This is a genomic window from Aureimonas frigidaquae, from assembly GCF_001463905.1.
Lineage (GTDB): Bacteria > Pseudomonadota > Alphaproteobacteria > Rhizobiales > Rhizobiaceae > Aureimonas > Aureimonas frigidaquae.
The window spans coordinates 154228-173357 of record NZ_BBWR01000008.1; the positions used below are offsets into that span (position 1 = coordinate 154228).

Consider the following 19130-nt stretch of genomic DNA (forward strand, 5'->3'; position numbering starts at 1 on the left):
GTCAGCAGCCGATTTCCGCACGGATCTCGTCCACCTCCGCCTTGGAGCGGCAGACGTTTTCGCACGGGATGCCGTCATTGTCGCCATCGGCGCGCGCATAGCCCGCGCACCACATTTCCACGGCTTCCCGGCACGTGCTGACCGCCTTGCAGCTTCGACGCTGGGCAAAGCGCAGGGGCTCCAGGGCGGCGGGCAACTCGGTGGCGGGGCTGGCGGATTTGTCCCGTGCGCCCGGCACAGCCTGCGCGGGAGAGATCCAGAAAAGAACCAGTATGGGCAGCCAGACGCGACGCATTCCGATGTTCGCCCCTCCTGTCCTTCTGCGGCGTCGGTCCGCCGACATGTCTTTGTCCATGTACTTGGCTGTGCAACTGATGGCTTGTCAATCAAGTCAGGGCCATTCCAACCGGTCAGCGCATGCAGGCGGGGTCGATTCTCAATGAGCCATGCTGATCTGCGGGGTGGCGCAGGGGTAGGGTTGCGTTGCATGGTGTGCTGCGCGCCCACCGGGCCGTTGCCGGCGTCCCCGCACCCGATGTGAAACCAGAGTGAGAGTATGGACAAGCGAAAGCGTTCCAATGGGGGCGGCAATAGCCCGCGGGAATTCCCGGTGATCGGACAGGTGCTGCGTGAGAGGCGGGGATATCATGGCTGGACGCTGGCCGACCTGGCGCAGAAGACGGGCATTTCGAAATCGACCCTCTCGAAGATCGAGAACGACCTGATCTCCCCCTCCTACCAGACGATCATCCAGCTCTGTACGGGCCTCGATATCGAGATCGGCGATCTCATCGCGCCCAATCCACAGAACGACATTCAACCGAGAGTCACGGGGCGTCGCAGCATCAACCGTCGGCAAGACGGGCTGACCATGCAGGACGACAATTACAAGTACGTCTACCTCTGCACCGACATCGCCCATAAGCGCATCGTTCCGATGATCGTCGATGTGAAGGCCGACGCGATGGAGCGGATCGACGGGCTCTGGAGCCATGTCGGGGAAGAGTTCATCTATGTCATCGAAGGGGCGATCACCCTGCATACGTCGCTCTATGAGGACAGCGTGCTGGAGGCAGGGGACAGCGCCTATTTCGACAGTACGATGGAGCACGCCTATCTGGCGACCGGCGGCGCGCCGGCACGTCTGCTCATCACCTGTTCCAGCGCCACGCCGAACCTGGCGCAGACCCTGCGCGATATTCTGCGCCAGCGCCTGAGCGCCGGTGAGGCCGGAGAAGGGTAGCAAGGCGCGCGCGCATCCATAATGCGTAGCGGCGTGAAGTTTCGCGTAGTTTCATACGAGAAACAATTGACAACTCGCGGTGCAGTTTCATACTTGGCCGGCCATTGATCGGCTACCGAGGGGACGCAAGCGTGAGCGCATCAGGACAGTTGTGGAAAGTGTTGCAGGAAGCCCGGATCGTCGACCTTTCGGTGACGACGGGGCCTGATATGCCCTGCTCGCCGCCCGAAGGGCAGCGCATGGCGCAGTATCTCTTCAACACCTATACCGACCCACGCGGCATGTTCCTGGAATATGTCCAGATCCATGACGATCACACCGGAACCCACATCGACGCGCCCTCGCATTTCACTCCGGCGCTCGAGACCGGCCTGCCGCACGCGACGGAGCATGGCTCGATCACCATTGAGCAGCTCGACTTGAAGCGGCTCATCGGGCCGGCCGTCGTGGTGGATGTGCGCCCCCTGGTCGAGGCCGCCCCCAAGGGGGAGAAGACCCATCTGGCTCAGAGCCCGTGGATCACCCGCGACTATCTGGAAAGCTGGGCGCAGGACAATGGCGCCTTCCAGCCCGGCGAAATCGTTCTGTTCCGTTCCGACTGGTCGGACCGCCACTACAAGCCACTGCCCGAAGGTTTTGCCTACGACCGCTCGCACCCCGCGCCGACGGCCGAGGCGATCGAATATCTGTTCGACAAGGGCGTTCGGCATATCGGCATCGATGGTCGCGGGATCGGCGCCATGCAGGACGACAACACGCCGCATTGGGCGGCGCTCGGGCGCGGGATGTACGCGACCGAGAACCTGACCAATCTGGGTGAGCTGCCCGTTCGCGGGGCCGTGTTCATCTTTCTTCCGCACAAGTTCAAGGGTGCGACCGGCGGCATGGGGCGCGCCATCGGCCTGATCGGCTAGCGGCGCGGTCTTGAATGAAAGGGGCGGGCGAGTGGCAAAGGGTGCGATGCTGTCCGCTCCCGCTGTTCGACGGATGCACCATGGCTGAGGCCATGGTGCATCCGGCCCGTGCGCCGGCCTCAAGCTCCGAGGGTGCGTCTGCGCTCCAGCAGCATCTCGTGCAGAACGCCCATGCCGCCTTCTATGTCTGCCTGGAGCGCGCGCCGCGCCGCCCGGACGTCCTTGCGCATGAGCGCATCGCGAAGGTCCCGGTGGTGTCCGTTCGCCATGCTCCAGTTTCCGCTCGTGTCCAGAAGGCTGAAATATGGGCCGATCTGGAGCCAGAGCGTTTCGATGATGGACAGGAGGGACGGGGAGCCTCCACAATTATAGATGGTGAAGTGGAAGGCCCGGTTCGCCGACACATAGCCCGCGCGGTCCCCCTGCGCGATTGCGGCGTCCATCCGGTCGATTGCCTCGCTGAGCTGCTGGAAGTCGGAAGCGTTCAGATGGCGGATGGCCCAGCCTGTCGCGATGGATTCAAGTTCCACGCGCACACGCCGCAGATCCGCCAGCCGGTCCACGGTAAGGCGGGGGATGCCGACCGAACGCCCCTCGATGAGCGTCAGCGCCTTTTCCGCGACGAGCCTGTGCAGGATTTCGCGGATCGGCATGGGGCTGACCCCGAAAGCATCGGCCAGGCTCTGGATCGTCACGCTCTTACCGGGTTCGATGCCGCCATTCAGGATCAGGTCCCGAAGCTTCTCGTAGACCGTGTCCTTGAGCGTGAGTCGGACGACGGGGTCCGGCGTAACCGTTGCTTTGCCCATCCAAGCCAGCCCTCCCGGCAGTTGCTGCGCTGCGATGCGAGCTGCCGTCCCGCCTGTGAATAATATGCATGCGAAGGCGGTACGGGCAACCAAGAGCAGATTCTTTTGTAAGCCTGTCTTTGAAATCGCTGAGACATTTTTCGCTTTTTGATCATTTATCGCATTTTCTGGAATTATCCTTCTTGACGGCCTTTCAAATTTAGGTGACGTTTCGATTACGGCAGATGAATTGAAATCACCTGCCAACAATTGCATGAAAAACAAAACAGAAATTGCGCTAGCCGGAAGATAAGCTTCCGGCCTGTCAGTATCTGTGCGCGTTGAATCCAGAATCGCTTCAGTCAGTAGTTTTCAGGGGCGGTTCTTGATTGATCGATGTGCGCCGGCAGTCGCTCCCGACTGCGCTATGGCGTCATGTGCATATGAATTGTACTTATGCTCAAGGAATGTACGAATGAGAATGTCTTGTGACACGGGTGGAACCTTCACCGACCTGGCGGTCGAGGATGGCGACCGGATTCTCATCTTCAAGAGTTCGACCACGCCGCACGATCCCATCGAGGGCATCCTGAATGCGGTGGCGGTTGCGGCAGAACATTACGGCAAGAGCAGCCAGGAGCTCCTGTCACAGGTGACGACCTTCCTGCACGCCACGACCCGTTCGCTGAATGCCGTGCTCACCGGTAATGTGGCCCGGACGGCCTTTCTGACGACCCGCGGGCATCCCGACGTGCTGGTCATACGGGAAGGGGGGCGCTCGGACCCCTTCGACTTCTCCCAGCCCTATCCGCAACCCTATATCGCACGCGCCGACACATACGAGATCACCGAGCGTATGGGGCCCGACGGCCGGGTGCACGTGCCGCTCGACGAAGACGCCACGGTCGCGCTGCTGCACAAGCTGAAGGCCGACGGCATCGAGGCGATCGGTGTGTGCCTTCTCTGGTCCATCGCCAATGATGCGCATGAGCGCCGCCTGGGCGAGCTGATCGGGCAGATCCTTCCCGATGTTCCCTTCACGCTCTCGCATCAGCTCAACCCTACGCTTCGCGAGTATCGGCGGGCGTCCTCGGCCTGTATGGACGCCTCGCTCAAGCCGACGATGAACGCCTATCTGACCGGGCTGCGCAGCCGCCTGGCGGCCAGCGGCTTCAAAGGCCGGCTTCTGATGGTCACCTCCCAGGGCGGCGTGATGGACTCCGCCGTCGTCGCGGCTGCGCCGATCCACGCCCTCAATTCCGGTCCGGCCATGGCCCCGGTTTCGGGCCGCTTCTATGCCGAGCGCGATGCGGGCAGTGACTTTGCCATCGTGGCCGATACGGGCGGCACCAGCTACGACGTGTCCATCGTGCGGCAGGGGCGGATCCCCCGCACGAAGGAAAGCTGGATCGGCCAGCCCTTCCAGGGGCACATGACCGGCTTCCCTTCGGTCGACGTGACGAGCGTCGGCGCCGGCGGGGGTTCCATCGCCTGGGTGGACGAAGGCGGGCTCCTGCATGTCGGTCCGCAGAGCGCAGGCTCCACGCCCGGCCCGGTCTGCTACGGCCGGGGGGGCGACAAGCCCACCGTCACCGATTGCGCGCTCGTGCTCGGCCATATCGACCCGCGTTTCTTCCTGGGCGGGCGCATGGAGCTGGATGTGGCTGCGGCGCGCGCGGCGCTGGAGCGGGAAGTCTGTGCCCGGCTGGGTGTCAGCGTCGAAGAGGCCGCACTCGCCGTCATGTCGCTCACGACGGAAAAGATGGTCGGCGCGATCGAGACCATCGCCGTCAACCAGGGCGTGGACACGTCCCGTGCCGTCCTGATCGGCGGTGGCGGAGCCGGCGGCCTCAACGCGGTCGCGGTCGGCCAGAGGCTCGGTTGCATGCGCGTCCTGATCCCGGAAACGGGAGCGACATTGAGCGCGGTGGGTGCACTGATGTCGGAACTCTACGGAGAGTTCACGCGCGTCAGCTACATGACGAGCGACCGGTTCGATCCCGCCAAAGCCAGCACCATCATCGCCGGGCTGCGCGCCGACTGCGAAGCTTTCATAGCCGAATACGGGCAGGGCGCGATCGATCATTCGATCGAGTTCGCGGTGGAAGCCCGCTACCCCAAGCAGATCTGGGAAATCGAAATTCCCGTGCGCAATCCCAACTTCGACGAGGCCGGGACGCTGGACGCGCTGATCGAGGCGTTCCACGCCGAGCATCGCACACTGTTCCAGATCAGCGATGACCATTCGGGCATCGAGGTGATCGCATGGCGGGCCTATGTCCGGTGCCGCCTGCGCGAAAAGCATGTCTTCAGCGAAGAGCGCGGCGCACAGACCGCCGAGCACCACCGCCGGCCGATCTTCCTGCGCGACGGTGGATGGACGCAGGTTCCCGTCTATCGCACCGACACGATGCCGAGCGAGGAAACCTTCGCGGGCCCGGCCCTGGTCGAGTCTCCTTTCGCCACGACGGTCATCGATCCCGGCGCGGTCGTGAAGCGGACGATCGGTGGCGGCCTGCTCGTCAGCCTGAACGGGGGAATGTGATATGACGTCGACCAACCAGGACCGCGGGATCGAGATGGCGATCCTCGCCAACCGCATCGACAGCATCGCCCGCAAGATGGCCAATACGCTGTTCCGAACCGCACGTTCGGGCGTTCTGAACAGCGGTCACGACTTCTCCTGCGTGGTGCTGACGGCGGACTGCCGGCTCGTGGCAGGGGCGATCAGCCTTCCGGCGCATGTGATGTCAGGGCCGGACGAGATCGCCCGCTACGTCAAGGAAATGCATCCGGACATGCGCAAGGGGGACGCGTTCCTCCACAACTCCCCCTATCATGGCAACTCGCATGCGGCCGATCACTGCCTCGTCGTGCCGGTCTTCGACGATGGTGGCGTCCACCGCTTCACCGTCCTTGCCAAGGCCCATCAGGCCGATTGCGGAAACTCCAAGCCCACCACTTATATCGGCAGCGCCGTGGATGTTTACGAGGAAGGCGCGCTGATCTTCCCGGCGGTCCAGATCCAGAGGGACTACAAGGACATCGACGATATCGTGCGCATGTGCAAGGCGCGCATCCGCGTGCCGGAAATCTGGTGGGGCGACTATCTCGCCTCGCTCGGCGCAGTGCGGATCGGCGAGCGGGAGCTCCTGTCGCTCGGGGGCGAGGTCGGGTGGGACCGGCTGGACGCCCATGTGGAAGCCTGGTTCGACTATTCCGAGCGCCGCATCGCATCCGCCATCGGCAAGATGAACAAGGGTGACGCGCGCGTTCACAGCATGCACGATCCCTTCCCCGGCGCCGAGGACGGTATCCTCGTGACGGTCGGCGTGCAGGTCGATCCCGATGCGGGGACGATCCATGTCGATCTGACCGAAAATCCCGACTGCCTTCCCTGCGGCCTGAACCTGACGGAAGGGACGGCCCGCAGCTCGGCCTTCGTCGGCATCTTCAACGCGCTGGGCGATCATACCATTCCGGCCAATGCCGGATCGTTCCGGCGTCTGACCGTGGATCTGCGGCAGAACTGCGTGGTCGGCATCCCGACGCATCCCTATAGCTGCTCGGTGGCGACGACCAACCTGGCCGATCGCGTGGCCAGCCCCGTGCAGCGTGCCCTGGCGATCATCTCGCCGGGTTACGGCATGGCCGAGGGCGGGCCGATCTTTCCCCCGGCCGGCGGCGTCATTTCGGGCCGCGATCCGCGACAGAACGATGTCTCCTTCGTCAACCAGGTTCACCTCGGCATCAGCGGCGGCGCCGCGACGCCCAAGCACGATGGCTGGCTGACACTGATCCATGTCGGCAATGGGGGCCTGTGCCGCCACGACTGCGTGGAAGTGGACGAACTCGCCTACCCAGTTGCGATCCATGAGCGGCGCCTGCTTCCCGATACGGCGGGCCCGGGCCAGACATGCGGCGCACCGTCGATCCGGGTCGAATTCGGTCCTGCCGAGGCATCGCCGATCCAGGTCTTCTACAATGCCGACGGTATGATCAATGTCGCCAAAGGCGTGCTGGGGGGCGGAACGGGCGGACCCGCTCAGGCCCTCAAGCGCGGTCGCGACGGGCAGCTTACGCCGCAGCCCGCCTGCACGGGCGTCTGGCTGCAGCCGGGCGAGACGATCGTCTCCGTATCGTCCGGCGGCGGTGGCTACGGACGCCCCCATCATCGCAGCCAGGACGCCGTGCTGCGCGATATCCGGGAAGGTCTGTTGACCGCCAGTGTGGCCGAGACGGTGTTCGGCGTCCTTCTGTCGCCCTCCGGCCAGATCGATCAGGCCGGAACCGACGCAGCCCGTCGCCGGCTCGAGCAGGATATGCCACGGCAGCCCGACGCCGAGACCTTGCCCACCCCGTAATGGAGCCACCCCCGTGCGACAGCCCGCCCAATCATGGCGGCGGCGCGGATGGCAGCCCTGAAGTTCTTGCCTGGTGCAGGCAGAACCCGCCGGTGATGACCGCCTGCGGGAACCCCAAGAGGAGCAGTTGAGATGATGAAACCGGCAATTGTATTCGTTGGCTGCGTTCTCGCGACGAGCCCGCTGCAGGCGAAGGAACTGACATCCGTCGGGATCAGCGTCGGCTCGCTCGGCAACCCGTATTATGTTGCCCTCGCGGCCGGCGCCGAGCATGCGGCCAAGGAAATCAACCCCAATGTGAAGGTGACGGCGCTCGGCTTCGAGCGTGACCTGAACAAGCAGGTCGAGCAGATCGACAATTACATCGCCGCCGGCGTCGACATGATCGTCATGAGCGCGGCCGATCCGAAGGCCATCGAGCCCGCCGTGGCCAAGGCCAAGGCTGCCGGCATCAAGGTCCTGGCGGTGGACAACAGCGTCGACAATGCCGACGTGATCGTCACCACCGATAACGTCGCGGCCGGAACCATCGCCTGCCAGTACATCGCCGACAAGATCGGCGGCAAGGGCAATGTCATCATCCAGAACGGCCCGCAGAACTCCGGCGTGATCGACCGCGTCGTCGGCTGCAAGGAAGTCTTCGGAAAGTATCCCGACATCACCATCCTGTCCGACAATCAGGACGGCAAGAGCTCGCGCGACGGTGGCATGGACGTGATGCTGGGGGATCTGACCCGCTTCCCCGACATTCAGGGCGTCTTCACCTGCTGCGATCCGCAGGCCATCGGCAGCGATCTCGCCGCCCGCCAGCTCAAGCGCGACGGCATCATCATCACCTCGGTGGACGGTGCGCCCGATATCGTCGAAGCCCTGAAGTCCGATACGCTCATCGAGGCGTCCGCCAGCCAGGACCCTTATGGCATGGCCGTCACGGCCGTGAAGATGGGCTACGACCTGATGAACGACAAGCCGGTCGCCGAACCCAAGATGCTTGTCACGCCCAAGCTCGTCACCCGTGAGAACGTGGACCAGTACAAGGGCTGGGGCGGCTGAGCCTTCGCTGCAACGGGTGCCGGCCGTAAACCGGCACCCACCTGCCTGGAATGAGGAAGCATCATGTTTGATCTGAGTGGGCGTGTGGCCGTGGTGACCGGCGGGAATGGCGGCATCGGCCTTGCCATGGCGACGGGTCTTGCCAAGGCAGGCGCCGAAATCGCGATCTTCGGTCGCCGCAAGGACCGCAACGAGGACGCACAGGCACGGCTTTCCGCACTGGGCGTGAAGGTTTCCGCCGTCGAGGTCGATGTGACGGACGAAGGGTCGGTGGCATCCGGCCTCGATGCGGTGATGGCCGAGCATGGCGCCCTGCATATCCTGATCAACAATGCCGGCACCAACGAGCGCAAGCTGCCGCAGGACTATTCGCTCAGCGAGTGGAACAGCCTCATCAACGTGAACCTGACGAGCGCCTTCATCGTCTCCGTCGCTGCCCATCCGCATCTGGCGCGCTCCGGCGGCGGCAAGATCATCAATATCGGCTCCATGCTGTCGATCTTCGGCAATGCACGCGCCGCCCCTTACGCCGCGGCGAAAGGCGGGATCGTGCAGATGACGAAGTCCCTCGCGCAGGCCTGGGCCGAGGACAATATCCAGGTCAACGCCATTCTGCCCGGATGGATCGAAACCGATCTGACCGCCGTCGCCAAGGTGCAGATCCCGCGGCTCGACGAGAATGTCCTGAACCGTACCCCGCAGAAGCGGTGGGGCAAGCCGGACGACCTGGCGGGCGCGGCGGTTTTCCTGGCCAGCCCGGCATCGGACTTCATCACCGGGACCGCGCTTCCCGTGGATGGCGGATACTCGTCCAACACATGACATGTCGCGCGCAGCCTGGTCGCGCCGGCCTTGGGAGATAATCGATGACCATGTTGAAGGGTGCAGCCAGCGGGCAGGGGGCGAGCGGCCGGGACGAAAATGCCGCGGGCGCGCCGACACGCAGCGCCGCGCGCGGGGGGCGCATCACGCGGCTCGACGTCACGGACCTGCGTTTCCCGACGTCCCGCCAGCTCGACGGCTCGGACGCGATGAACCCGGCTCCCGACTATTCGGCGGCCTATGTCATCCTGGAGCTGGAGAACGGGCTGACCGGGCACGGCCTCAGCTTCACCATCGGCCGGGGGAACGAGATCGTCGTCGCGGCCGTCCGCTCGCTCTCTGCGCTCGTCGTGGGCGTGGAGTTCTCCACCATTACCGCCAATATGGGCGCTTTCTGGAAATCGCTGACCGGCGACAGCCAGCTGCGCTGGATCGGCCCGGACAAAGGGGCGGTCCACCTGGCGGCGGCGGCCATCGTCAACGCACTCTGGGACCTGTGGGCAAAGCAGGAGGGCAAGCCCGTCTGGAAGCTCGTCGCCGACATGACCCCGGAAGAGCTCGTCGCCTGCCTGGACTTCACCTTTGTCACCGACGTCCTGTCGCCGGACGAGGCCTTGCGCATGTTGCAGGCGCAGGCGGCCGGCAAGGCCGAGCGGGTGCGCCTGCTCGAGGAGAAGGGCTTTCCTGCCTATACGACGGCGGCCGGCTGGCTCGGCTATGATGACGACAAGATCCGCCGGCTGATCCGAGAGGCGAGGGCCGAGGGGTTCGAGGCGTTCAAGCAGAAAGTCGGGGCGAGTGTCGAGGACGATCTGCGGCGCGGCCGCATCTTCCGCGAGGAGCTCGGTCCCGACCGCGTCCTGATGCTCGATGCGAACCAGATCTGGGAGGTGCCAGTTGCCATCGAGGCGATGGGCCGGCTCGCCGAGCTTGATCCCTACTGGATCGAGGAGCCGACCAGCCCGGACGATATTCTCGGCCACAAAGCGATCCGGGACGCCATCGCTCCGATCCGGGTGGCGACCGGTGAGCAGGTCCAGAACCGGATCATGTTCAAGCAGATGTTCGCGGCAGGCGCGCTCGACGTATGCCAGCTCGACGTCGCCCGGCTGGGCGGGCTCAACGAGGCGCTGCTCGTCATGCTGATGGCCGCCAAGTTCGACATTCCGGTCTGCCCGCATGGCGGTGGCGTCGGCCTGTGCGAATATATCCAGCATCTGTCCTTCATCGACTTCATCGCCATCAGCGGGGACAGCGAAGGGCGGTTCATCGAGCATGTCGCCCATCTGCACGAGCATTTCGAGAACCCGATCACCATGCGCAACGGGCGGTTCATGCTGCCCGCCGCGCCCGGTTTCTCCATCGAGATCAAGCCCGCCAGCCTTGCCGAACACCGCTTTCCGGACGGACCGGTCTGGCAATCGTGACCCCGTCGCCGCCGCGCTCGCGCGGCGGTTCCAAGGAACCGTCATCCACGAGGGACGCCATGCCGTCAGCGATGCGATCTGAGACCCCGCAAACAGCCTCGCCGCTTCTCCGGATGCGCGGGATCCGCAAGACGTTCGGCCAGGCGGTCGCGCTCGCGGGCGTCGATCTCGACATCTATCCCGGCGAGGTGCATGCCCTGATGGGCGAAAACGGAGCCGGCAAGTCCACCCTGATGAAGGTCCTGTCCGGCGCGCATCAATGCTCCTCCGGCACGATCGAGGTGGAGGGGCGGGAGGTGGCGATCCGTGGGCCGGCGGATTCGCAGGCCATCGGCATCTCCATCATCTACCAGGAGCTCGCCCTCGCGCCGAACCTGACGGTCGCCGACAACATGCTGCTCGGTCGCGAGCGGTCCCGCCATGGGTTCCTGGACCGCAAGGCGGGCATTTCGGCCTGCCGGTCGGTCCTCGACAAGCTGGGCGTGGACTTTCAGCCGACGGACAAGGTCAGCACGCTGTCGCTCGCGCAGCGCCAGCAGGTCGAGATTGCCCGCGCCCTTCTGGCGGATTGCCGGATCCTCGTCATGGACGAGCCCACCACATCACTGTCGGCGCGTGAGAGCGAGCGCCTCTTTGCGGTCGTCAACCGCCTGCGGTCCGAGGGGCTCGCCATCATCTATATCAGCCACCGCATGGATGAAGTCTATGCGCTGGCCGATCGCGTCACCGTGTTGCGGGACGGGCGATACATCGGATCGATTCTTCGCTCCGAACTGACCGAGGAGCGCCTTGTGCGCATGATGGTCGGCCGGGATCTGACGAGCTTCTACCAGAAGGATCGTGCGCTGGAGCGCCATGCCGGTTCGGTCCTCTTGTCCGTCAACGACCTGCGCGACGGGGCAAAGGTGCGGGGCGTATCCTTCGAGCTGCGCCGTGGGGAGGTGCTCGGCCTCGGCGGCATCGTGGGTGCCGGACGCACCGAACTTGCCAGGCTGATCTACGGCATGGAGCGACGTGTCGGTGGCACGCTTGCGATCGAGGGCAGGGACGTCGCCATCGCCTCGCCGCTCGACGCCATCCGGGCGGGCATCGTCTACCTGACCGAAGACCGCAAGCATGACGGGCTTTTCCTCGACATGAGCGCGTCTTCCAACGTGAACACCGTGGCGATCGGGCTCGACAGCCGGCCGTTCGGCTTTTTGAATGCGCAGAAGGCCCGGGCGCGGACCGACAAGGCCATTGCCGATATGAGCATCGCTTTGGCGCACCGGCAGGTGAAGGTCGGCACGCTGTCGGGCGGCAACCAGCAGAAGGTGCTCCTGGCGCGCCTTCTCCAGACCAAACCCAAGCTCATCATCCTGGACGAGCCGACCCGCGGCGTCGATATCGGCGCCAAGTCCCAGATCTACGAAATGATCGAGGCGCTGGCGGAAAGCGGTGTCGGCATTCTCGTCATCTCCAGCGATCTTCCCGAACTGGTCGGTATCAGCGACCGCGTCGTCGTCATGCGGGATGGCCGCATCGAGGGCGAGGTTCGCGGCGATGACATCACCTCCGAGGCCATCATCTCGATCGCGACGGGATCGACGGGGCGCGGCACCCTGCAAGAGGATACACCATGACGATCATCACCAACGATCAGCCTGTGGCCAAGCGTGGCAAGGCGCTGCGCGCGTCCTTCCAGGCGCTCGGCATGCTGCCGATCCTGATTCTGATCGGCATCGCCTTCCAGATCATGAGCGGCTACGTGCAGTCGGGGAACCTCGTCGACGCCTGGTCGACGGGGCGGTTCCTCAGCGTGCAGAACCTGTCCATCGTCCTGCAGCAGGTGTCGATCAACACCGTGCTGGCTGCGGGCATGACCTTCGTCATCCTGACCGGCGGCATCGATCTGTCCGTCGGCTCGATCCTGGCGGCATCGGCCGTCGTGGCCGTGATGGTCTCCCTCAACCCCGATATGGCCTATCTCGGCGTACCCGCCGCGCTGGCCTTCGGGCTCGTCCTCGGCGGTATCAACGGCGCGCTGGTCGCCTTCGCCAAGCTGCCACCCTTCATCGTCACCCTCGGCTCCCTGACGGCCGTACGCGGGCTGGCCCGCGTCATCGGCGACGACAAGACCGTCTTCAACCCCGATCTTTCCTATGCCTGGCTGAGCGGCGATGCTTTCTTCCGCATTTCCTGGCTGACCGTGATCGCCTTCTCGGTCATCCTCATCTCCTGGATTATCCTGCGCTTCACGGTCCTCGGCGTGCGCATCTATGCGGTGGGCGGCAACGAGGCGGCCGCCAAGCTGGCGGGCATCAAGGTCTGGGTGGTGCTGCTCTTCGTCTACTGCACCTCGGGCCTCCTGGCCGCCCTGGGCGGGGTCATGTCGACCACCCGCCTCCTGGCCGCCAACGGCCTGCAACTCGGCCAGTCCTACGAACTCGACGCCATCGCGGCGGTGATCCTGGGCGGCACGAGCTTCGTGGGCGGCGTCGGCACCATCTGGGGAACCCTCATCGGCGCCTTGATCATCGCCGTCCTGTCCAACGGGCTCATCCTGGTCGGCGTCTCCGATGTCTGGCAATACATCGTGAAGGGGCTCGTCATCATCTGCGCCGTCTCCCTCGACCGCTACCGCCTGAGCCGCACCAACGGCGGTTGATACGCGGAGCGCAGCACGGGCGACACGAAACATCCTGGCCGGCTCTGCGGGCCAGGATGAAGGTGCAAGAGCGCGGTGCTGGCGGCGTCCCGCATGATGGCAAGCGACGTCAACTGCATAGCGCTGGCAACCGGCTCGGTCCTTCATACGGACCTCGGCTGTAGCCGCCCTGATCGACGGCCTTCAGCACCATGCGAATGTCTTCGACAGACCGGGCAATCTGCGCCTCTTGCGCGTCGGATGCAGCCATGTCCAGCCGGATCACAGCTTCGCCGTCCCCGACGGCTCTCATGGCTTCTCGATGGCTGCGCGGCGCAGAGGCGAACAGTCACAAAGCGGTTCGGCTGTGTCCAGCAGAAGCGCGGCTCGGTCTGGCTCAATTCGTGCGGGAGCTGTTCGCCGGAAGCGCACAAAACCAGCTCAATTCCTGGTTTTGTGGTGCCGCTTGCGTGACTCGAACACGCGACCCCATCATTACGAATGATGTGCTCTACCAACTGAGCTAAAGCGGCTTTATTCCTTGCGGGAACGGCGCCCTGATACAAGCTCCTGCCGGTTTGTACAAGCCGGATTTCATCGAAAGGCGTTTTTTATCCGCGGCTCGAACACAGGCTTGCGCGGGCCTCTGTGTATTCCTGGATCAGGCGCTCAACGCGCTGGGCTGCGGGGACGATGGCGTCCACCGCGCCGATGCCCTGGCCGGCGCCCCATATGTCCTTCCAGGCCTTGGCCTTGTCACCGGCGGCCGCGCCGAAGTCCATCTTGGTCTTGTCGGCCTGTGGCAGGGCGTCCGGGTCCAGGCCGGCGGCGAGGATGGAGGCGCGCAGATAGTTGCCCGAGACGCCGGTGAAATAGTTCGAGCTGACGATATCCTCCGCATGCCCGTCCACGATGGCCTGGCGGTAGGCGTCCGAGGCGTTGGCTTCCGGCGTGGCGATGAAGGGGGAGCCGATATAGGCGCCGTCGGCGCCCATGGCCTCGGCGGCCAGGATGGCCCGGCCCGTGGCGATGGCGCCCGACAGGAAAAGCGGACCGTGGAACCAGCGCCGGATCTCCTGGACGAGCGCGAAGGGGGACAGTGCGCCGGCATGGCCGCCCGCACCGGCAGCCACGGCGATCAGCCCGTCGGCGCCTTTTTCGATGGCCTTGTGCGCAAAGCGGTCGTTGATGACATCGTGCAGCACGATGCCGCCATAGGAATGCACCGCGGCGTTCACCTCCTCCACCGCGCCGAGCGAGGTGATGACGATGGGCACCCTGTGCCGGACGCAGCACACCAGATCCTTGTCGAGCCGCGTGTTGGACCGGTGGACGATCTGGTTCACCGCATAAGGGGCCGCCGGCCGGTCCGGATGGGCCGCGTCATGCGCCGCGATTCCCGCCGCCAACTCGTCGAGCCAGGCATCCAGCAATTCAGGGGGGCGGGCGTTCAGGGCCGGGAAGGCACCGACCATTCCGCTCGTCACCTGCGCCAGGACCAGCTTGGGATTGGACAGAATGAAAAGCGGCGCGGCGATCGCGGGAAGACGGACGCGATCCTTCATGATGGTCGGCAGCGGCATCGTCGGTCCTATGATTGACGTTAACGTAAGCTGGCACCTACAGAAGCCGTTATCGGGCGTGAAGGTCAAGACATTGCCATGCCGTCATGGCATCGAGATCGGGAACTGGCCGCCCGCGACAGGGTTGCAAAGGGGGGCCACAGGGGCGACATGGCAGGCATGTTCAGCATGCACCGACCCGCATGGGCGACAGATTGGGGGAAAGATGGGCTTGGCTTCGGTTTTCCGTGGAATGGGTATGGGCTCGGCCGTGACATGCGGCTTGCTCTTCGGCGCGCAGGGTGCTTTTGCGGCCAGTGACGAGGCCTGGGACGCGTTCCGCGCAGACGTTCAGGACAAGTGCCTGGCGCAGGGCGCGCAGACGCTGGAATCCCCCGCCATCGTGGTCGATCCCTTCGGGTCGGAATCCTACGGCATGGCCCTGATGACGGGCATGGAGAAGGACACGACCAATGTGCGCTCGGTCCTGTGCGTCTATGACAAGCAGTCCAAGGCGGTGCAACTGTCCGGCCCGCTCGATCTGGCGACGAGCGTCGCGCCCGGCCGCGGGACGGAAGCGCGCCTTGCCGCCGGCGATCGGGGCACCGGCGCCGGCCGCGCCGCGCCTTTCGGCGGCCAGTGCAGCGAGGAGTGCGAGGCGACGCTCTCGCTGCTCGATCCGGCAGACCAGCGCAAGGTGACCGGCCTGCCGCAGGTGATCGCGCAGACCATTCTGGAAAAGCCCGAGCCCTCCGGCGTTGCCGATGTGGATGCCGTCCGCGATGTCGCCCTGTCCTTCAGCGAGCTCGTCGCCGGCACGCCGTCGGACGAGCTGACGGCGCCCGGCAGCACCGCGGTGACGGGCAAGCAGCCCTGCTCGGTTTACTATTACGGCTTCCTCAACGAGGGCGCGAAGCTTGTCGGCCGCCACACCTGCACCGTGGCGCAGCTCGAAGGCGGCGCATTGCTGGTCGAAAAGACGACCGGGGAGCGCCTGCGCGCGGAAATCCGCCCGCTGTCGGACGGCTTCTCCGCCTTTATCGGCCGCAACTACCTGGCCGAGCAGGAGGAGCGCGCCTATGACGCCGCCAACCCCACCAATGCCGGCAATGCCAATTTCGGCAATATGGTCGGCATGGCGACACAGCGCGGCAAGCGGCTCTATCTTTTCTCGTCCGAGCAGCGCGGCTTCGAGGCGGAGGATCCGACCTTCTTCCAGGCCCTCGTCGTAGGCGGTTGATTCTGCTTGAATTGCGCCGCACGGAGGATCATTCTGTGCGGCGCAATGGATGATCTTTTCCCGCCCGTTCCCCAAACCCTGTCGCTCTTTGCCGCCGCGCCCGACATGATCGTCCGGGTGATCGATACCGAGACGGCCGGCCAGCCGCGTGCTCAGGACGATGCGGTGATCGAGATCGGCTCGGTCGATCTCGATCTGTCGACGGGGCGGATCTTCAACCCCATGCAGAGCTTCGTCGATCCGGCCGGCATTCCGATCAACGAACATGCGCGGCGGGTGCACCGGATCACCGACGAGATGCTGGCCGGCGCGCCGCGCTTTGCCGATGCCGCTCCCGCCTTCACGCAAGGCATCGGGACCTATGCTGCCCAGCGCGCCAGCTTCGATCGTGACCGCCTGCGCTTCACCGGCCGCTGGCTTTGCACCTACAAGCTCGCCTTGCGGGCCTTTCCGGCGGTGCGGTCCCACGGGCTCCAGTCGCTGGTGAAGTATCTGCCGCTCGACCTGACGGAGGTGAGCGGCCAGCTAGAAGGCCTGCACCCGCACCGCGCCCTCTATGACGCGCTCTGCACGGCCGTGCTCCTGCGCCGCATCGCGGGCGAGCTCGGCCCCCGCTGCCAGGATGGCGCGGATTTCCTGGAGCGGGCCGAGCGCGTGTCGACCGAGCCTGCCTTGTTGGCGAAGTTCCGTTTCGGCAAGCACAAGGGTAGCCGCCTGGGTGAGGTGCCGACCGATTACCTGGAATGGGTTACCGGCCAGCCCAACATGGATGCCGATGTCGCCTTTACCGCCCGCTATCACCTGAAGCGCCGCCGGGCCGAGATGATCGCCCGCATGACGCGGGGCCCGGTGGTCGCGGCGCTGTGACCGGATTGGCCGGCAGCGCCGCGTTGCGCGCCTACCGGGCGTGGGTCGGCATGGACGGCGCCGTGCGGCTGCGATAGCGCCCATCGCCCTTGGCGCCCACAAGTTGGCCGTCCTCTACCATGCATTTGCCGCCCAAGATGACGGTCGTCGGCCAGCCTTTGATCTCGAGGCCTTCGTAGGGGGTGTAATCCGCCCCGTCGTGAAGCTCCGCATGGCGGATGGTGCGCGTCTCGTTCGGGTCCCATATGGCGATGTCGGCATCCTTGCCGACGGTGATCGAACCCTTCTTCTCCAGGCCATAGACCCGCGCGTGGTTCGTGGCGATCAGCGCGACGAAGCGGGGCAGGTCGATCCGGCCCGTCATCACCCCTTCCGAAAACAGGATCGGCAGACGCGTCTCGACGCCCGGAATCCCGTTCGGAATGTGCCGGAAGCTCAAGCGCCCCTTCGGGTTCAGCTTGCCCTTGTCATCTTCGTAGCGGAAGGGGCAATGGTCCGAGGAGTAGAGGTCGAACAACCCCGTTTCCAGGCCGCGCCAGCAATTGGCCTGCTCCTCCACCGTGCGGGGTGGTGGCGAGCAGACGAACTTGGCGCCCTCCCAATCCATTCCGTCGAGATCGTCCGCCGTCAGCGTCAGATATTGCGGGCATGTCTCGCCGATCACCTTCAGGCCCCGCGCGCGTGCCGCGCGGATTTCCTCGATGGCCGCGCCGTTGGACACGTGGACGATGACCACCGGCACATCCACCACCTCGGCGAGCGACAGGGCACGATGGGTCGCCTCCCGCTCCACGACGACGGGGCGCGTCGTGGCGTGGGCTTTGGGCGCGACGGTCCCGGCCTCTTCGTGGCGGCCGATCAGGTAGCGGATTGCATCCTCGTTCTCGCAATGGACCATGACGAGCGCGCCGGTGCGGCGCGCGACATCCATGGTTTCCAGGATCTGCGCATCGTTCAGCCGCAGCCCCTCATAGGTCATGAAGACCTTGAAGGAGGAGTAGCCGTCCGCGACGAGGGCAGGGAGTTCCTGCCCCAGCACGGCAGGTGTCGGGTCCGAGACGATGAGGTGGAAGGAGACGTCGGTGTAGCAATTGCCCTCCGCAAGGGCATGATACTGCGTCAGCGCCTCACGCAGGGAGCTGCCCTTTTCCTGCAGGCAGAAGGGCATGACCGTCGTGTTGCCGCCGAATAGCGCCGACAGCGTCCCGCTCTCGAAGCCGTCGGCCATGACGATGCCGTCGCCGGAAGGCTGCGCCAGATGGACATGGCTGTCGATGCCACCCGGCAGGACCAGCCGGCCGGCCGCGTCGATGACCTTGGCCGCCTCACCCAGCGCTTCGCCCACCTGGACGATGCGTCCGTCGCGGATGGCGACGTCCGCCTTGAAGACATCGGACGCCGTGGCGACCGTTCCGTTGCGGATGACCATATCGAACATGAAGAACTTCCGTGCGGGCTAGAGAAGGACGTCGCCGCCGTTGGGCGACAGGGACTGGCCGATGAAGAAGGACCCGGCCTCCGAGGCAAGAAGAAGCGCGGTCGGCGCGATCTCGTCGACGCGCCCGAAGCGGCCGATCGGCAGTTGCGCCTTCTTCATCGCGCGCCATTCGTCGCTGAGGCCCATCAGGATATGGGTTTCGACAGGGCCGGGGGCGATGGCATTGACGGTGACGCCCTTCGGGGCCGCTTCATAGGCGAGCGAGCGTGTCAGGCCGACGATTCCGGCCTTGGCCGCGCAATAATGGGTCAGGCCCGGCGCACCCTTGTAAGCGAGCTGCGATGCGAAGTTGATGATCCGGCCCCAGCCGCGCGCCGCCATTGCCGGATAGAATTTCTGCGTGACCATGAAGGTCCCGCGCAGATTGACGCCCATGACGGCGTCGAAGTCCTGAAGCGAGATATCCTCGAACGGAAGGTCGCCGCCGATGCCCGCGCAGTTGACGAGAATGTCGACATGACCGAGCGCTTCGGCACTCCATTCTGCCAAGGCCTCCACATCGGCCGGGCTGGAAACGTCGCATATGGTGTGGAAGACCGGCGTTCCCTTCTGAGCCATGCGCGCTGCCAGGTCGGCCGCATTCGCATCGTCGCCATACTGGCAATAGCCGACCTTCGCGCCCTGGGCGGCGAAGAGTTCGACGATGGCGCCGCCGATACCGCGGCTGCCGCCGGTCACAAGGGCGGTGCGCCCGGTCAGATCGAATTGTTGCATGCTCGTCTCCAT

The 19130-nt window shown here is 65.0% G+C and carries 16 protein-coding genes and 1 tRNA gene; 11 read left to right on the forward strand and 6 right to left on the reverse strand.

Annotation, left to right across the window (positions count from 1 at the left end; genetic code table 11):
- Nucleotide 1: 1 nt before the first annotated feature.
- The gene (locus tag AUL30_RS08940; RefSeq protein WP_157070005.1) at nucleotides 2-295 is read right to left on the reverse strand and encodes an excalibur calcium-binding domain-containing protein; all 294 of its coding nucleotides are present in this window, start codon (nucleotides 293-295) and stop codon (nucleotides 2-4) included.
- Nucleotides 296-610: 315 nt separating this feature from the next.
- On the opposite strand from AUL30_RS08940, the gene AUL30_RS08945 reads away from it, so the two are divergent.
- Complete coding sequence (locus AUL30_RS08945) at nucleotides 611-1243, forward strand: helix-turn-helix domain-containing protein (protein WP_192843039.1); 633 nt, start codon at nucleotides 611-613, stop codon at nucleotides 1241-1243.
- 131 nt (nucleotides 1244-1374) lie between these two features.
- Nucleotides 1375-2157 carry a cyclase family protein gene (locus AUL30_RS08950; RefSeq protein WP_157070007.1) on the forward strand — a complete coding sequence of 261 codons (783 nt, stop codon included), beginning with the start codon at nucleotides 1375-1377 and terminating at the stop codon, nucleotides 2155-2157.
- Nucleotides 2158-2276: 119 nt separating this feature from the next.
- Here the strand turns inward: AUL30_RS08950 and AUL30_RS08955 are convergent, their stop codons facing one another.
- A complete protein-coding gene (locus AUL30_RS08955; protein ID WP_062227526.1) occupies nucleotides 2277-2966 on the reverse strand; it encodes a GntR family transcriptional regulator in 690 nt (229 codons plus the stop codon).
- A 454-nt stretch (nucleotides 2967-3420) separates the two neighbouring features.
- On the opposite strand from AUL30_RS08955, the gene AUL30_RS08960 reads away from it, so the two are divergent.
- The 7 genes from AUL30_RS08960 to AUL30_RS08990 all read left to right on the forward strand — a co-directional run bounded on the left by AUL30_RS08960 (nucleotide 3421) and on the right by AUL30_RS08990 (nucleotide 13258).
- Complete coding sequence (locus tag AUL30_RS08960; RefSeq protein WP_062227527.1) at nucleotides 3421-5490, forward strand: hydantoinase/oxoprolinase family protein; 2070 nt, start codon at nucleotides 3421-3423, stop codon at nucleotides 5488-5490.
- A gap of 1 nt (nucleotide 5491) precedes the next feature.
- Nucleotides 5492-7309 (forward strand): hydantoinase B/oxoprolinase family protein, encoded by a 1818-nt coding sequence (locus tag AUL30_RS08965; RefSeq protein ID WP_062227528.1) that lies wholly within the window; start codon nucleotides 5492-5494, stop codon nucleotides 7307-7309.
- Nucleotides 7310-7444: 135 nt separating this feature from the next.
- A complete protein-coding gene (locus AUL30_RS08970; protein ID WP_062227732.1) occupies nucleotides 7445-8362 on the forward strand; it encodes an ABC transporter substrate-binding protein in 918 nt (305 codons plus the stop codon).
- A 63-nt stretch (nucleotides 8363-8425) separates the two neighbouring features.
- Nucleotides 8426-9184, forward strand: coding sequence for an SDR family NAD(P)-dependent oxidoreductase (locus AUL30_RS08975; RefSeq protein ID WP_062227529.1), 759 nt, complete (start codon nucleotides 8426-8428; stop codon nucleotides 9182-9184).
- A 44-nt stretch (nucleotides 9185-9228) separates the two neighbouring features.
- Nucleotides 9229-10611 carry an enolase C-terminal domain-like protein gene (locus AUL30_RS08980; protein ID WP_244490765.1) on the forward strand — a complete coding sequence of 461 codons (1383 nt, stop codon included), beginning with the start codon at nucleotides 9229-9231 and terminating at the stop codon, nucleotides 10609-10611.
- A gap of 71 nt (nucleotides 10612-10682) precedes the next feature.
- The gene (locus AUL30_RS08985; protein ID WP_157070010.1) at nucleotides 10683-12233 is read left to right on the forward strand and encodes a sugar ABC transporter ATP-binding protein; all 1551 of its coding nucleotides are present in this window, start codon (nucleotides 10683-10685) and stop codon (nucleotides 12231-12233) included.
- Entirely contained in the window at nucleotides 12230-13258 is a 1029-nt protein-coding gene (locus AUL30_RS08990) for an ABC transporter permease subunit (protein WP_062227531.1), read from the forward strand. Before AUL30_RS08985 ends, AUL30_RS08990 begins: the two co-directional genes overlap by 4 nt.
- Before the next feature lie 436 nt (nucleotides 13259-13694).
- On the opposite strand, the gene AUL30_RS09000 is transcribed toward AUL30_RS08990, so the two are convergent.
- Both AUL30_RS09000 and AUL30_RS09005 read right to left on the reverse strand, forming a co-directional pair.
- Nucleotides 13695-13770: transfer RNA gene (locus AUL30_RS09000), tRNA-Thr, on the reverse strand.
- Between the two features lie 78 nt (nucleotides 13771-13848).
- Entirely contained in the window at nucleotides 13849-14820 is a 972-nt protein-coding gene (locus tag AUL30_RS09005; RefSeq protein ID WP_062227533.1) for an NAD(P)H-dependent flavin oxidoreductase, read from the reverse strand.
- Between the two features lie 211 nt (nucleotides 14821-15031).
- Here AUL30_RS09005 and AUL30_RS19920 point away from each other — a divergent pair, with 211 nt between their 5' ends.
- Together AUL30_RS19920 and AUL30_RS09015 are read left to right on the forward strand one after the other, a co-directional pair.
- Nucleotides 15032-16039 carry a hypothetical protein gene (locus AUL30_RS19920; protein WP_192843040.1) on the forward strand — a complete coding sequence of 336 codons (1008 nt, stop codon included), beginning with the start codon at nucleotides 15032-15034 and terminating at the stop codon, nucleotides 16037-16039.
- Between the two features lie 45 nt (nucleotides 16040-16084).
- Nucleotides 16085-16906 carry an exonuclease domain-containing protein gene (locus tag AUL30_RS09015; protein WP_062227535.1) on the forward strand — a complete coding sequence of 274 codons (822 nt, stop codon included), beginning with the start codon at nucleotides 16085-16087 and terminating at the stop codon, nucleotides 16904-16906.
- A gap of 31 nt (nucleotides 16907-16937) precedes the next feature.
- Here the strand turns inward: AUL30_RS09015 and hydA are convergent, their stop codons facing one another.
- Nucleotides 16938-18344, reverse strand: a complete 1407-nt coding sequence (gene hydA / locus AUL30_RS09020; protein WP_062227536.1) for a dihydropyrimidinase — start codon at nucleotides 18342-18344, stop codon at nucleotides 16938-16940.
- Nucleotides 18345-18362: 18 nt separating this feature from the next.
- On the reverse strand, nucleotides 18363-19118 hold the full coding sequence (locus tag AUL30_RS09025; protein ID WP_062227734.1) for an SDR family NAD(P)-dependent oxidoreductase: 756 nt from the start codon (nucleotides 19116-19118) through the stop codon (nucleotides 18363-18365).
- Between the last annotated feature and the right edge of the window lie 12 nt (nucleotides 19119-19130).

Excerpts from the sequence above, each read along its gene's own strand:
- AUL30_RS08985 (WP_157070010.1), top strand. The coding sequence starts at position 10,683 with ATGCGATCTGAGACCCCGCAAACAGCCTCGCCGCTTCTCCGGATGCGC.
- AUL30_RS08975 (WP_062227529.1), top strand. The coding sequence starts at position 8,426 with ATGTTTGATCTGAGTGGGCGTGTGGCCGTGGTGACCGGCGGGAATGGC.
- AUL30_RS08960 (WP_062227527.1), top strand. The coding sequence starts at position 3,421 with ATGAGAATGTCTTGTGACACGGGTGGAACCTTCACCGACCTGGCGGTC.
- AUL30_RS08970 (WP_062227732.1), top strand. The coding sequence starts at position 7,445 with ATGAAACCGGCAATTGTATTCGTTGGCTGCGTTCTCGCGACGAGCCCG.
- AUL30_RS08965 (WP_062227528.1), top strand. The coding sequence starts at position 5,492 with ATGACGTCGACCAACCAGGACCGCGGGATCGAGATGGCGATCCTCGCC.
- AUL30_RS08955 (WP_062227526.1), bottom strand. The coding sequence starts at position 2,966 with ATGGGCAAAGCAACGGTTACGCCGGACCCCGTCGTCCGACTCACGCTC.
- hydA (WP_062227536.1), bottom strand. The coding sequence starts at position 18,344 with ATGTTCGATATGGTCATCCGCAACGGAACGGTCGCCACGGCGTCCGAT.
- AUL30_RS09025 (WP_062227734.1), bottom strand. The coding sequence starts at position 19,118 with ATGCAACAATTCGATCTGACCGGGCGCACCGCCCTTGTGACCGGCGGC.
- AUL30_RS08980 (WP_244490765.1), top strand. The coding sequence starts at position 9,229 with ATGACCATGTTGAAGGGTGCAGCCAGCGGGCAGGGGGCGAGCGGCCGG.
- AUL30_RS09015 (WP_062227535.1), top strand. The coding sequence starts at position 16,085 with ATGGATGATCTTTTCCCGCCCGTTCCCCAAACCCTGTCGCTCTTTGCC.
- AUL30_RS09005 (WP_062227533.1), bottom strand. The coding sequence starts at position 14,820 with ATGCCGCTGCCGACCATCATGAAGGATCGCGTCCGTCTTCCCGCGATC.
- AUL30_RS08990 (WP_062227531.1), top strand. The coding sequence starts at position 12,230 with ATGACGATCATCACCAACGATCAGCCTGTGGCCAAGCGTGGCAAGGCG.
- AUL30_RS08940 (WP_157070005.1), bottom strand. The coding sequence starts at position 295 with ATGCGTCGCGTCTGGCTGCCCATACTGGTTCTTTTCTGGATCTCTCCC.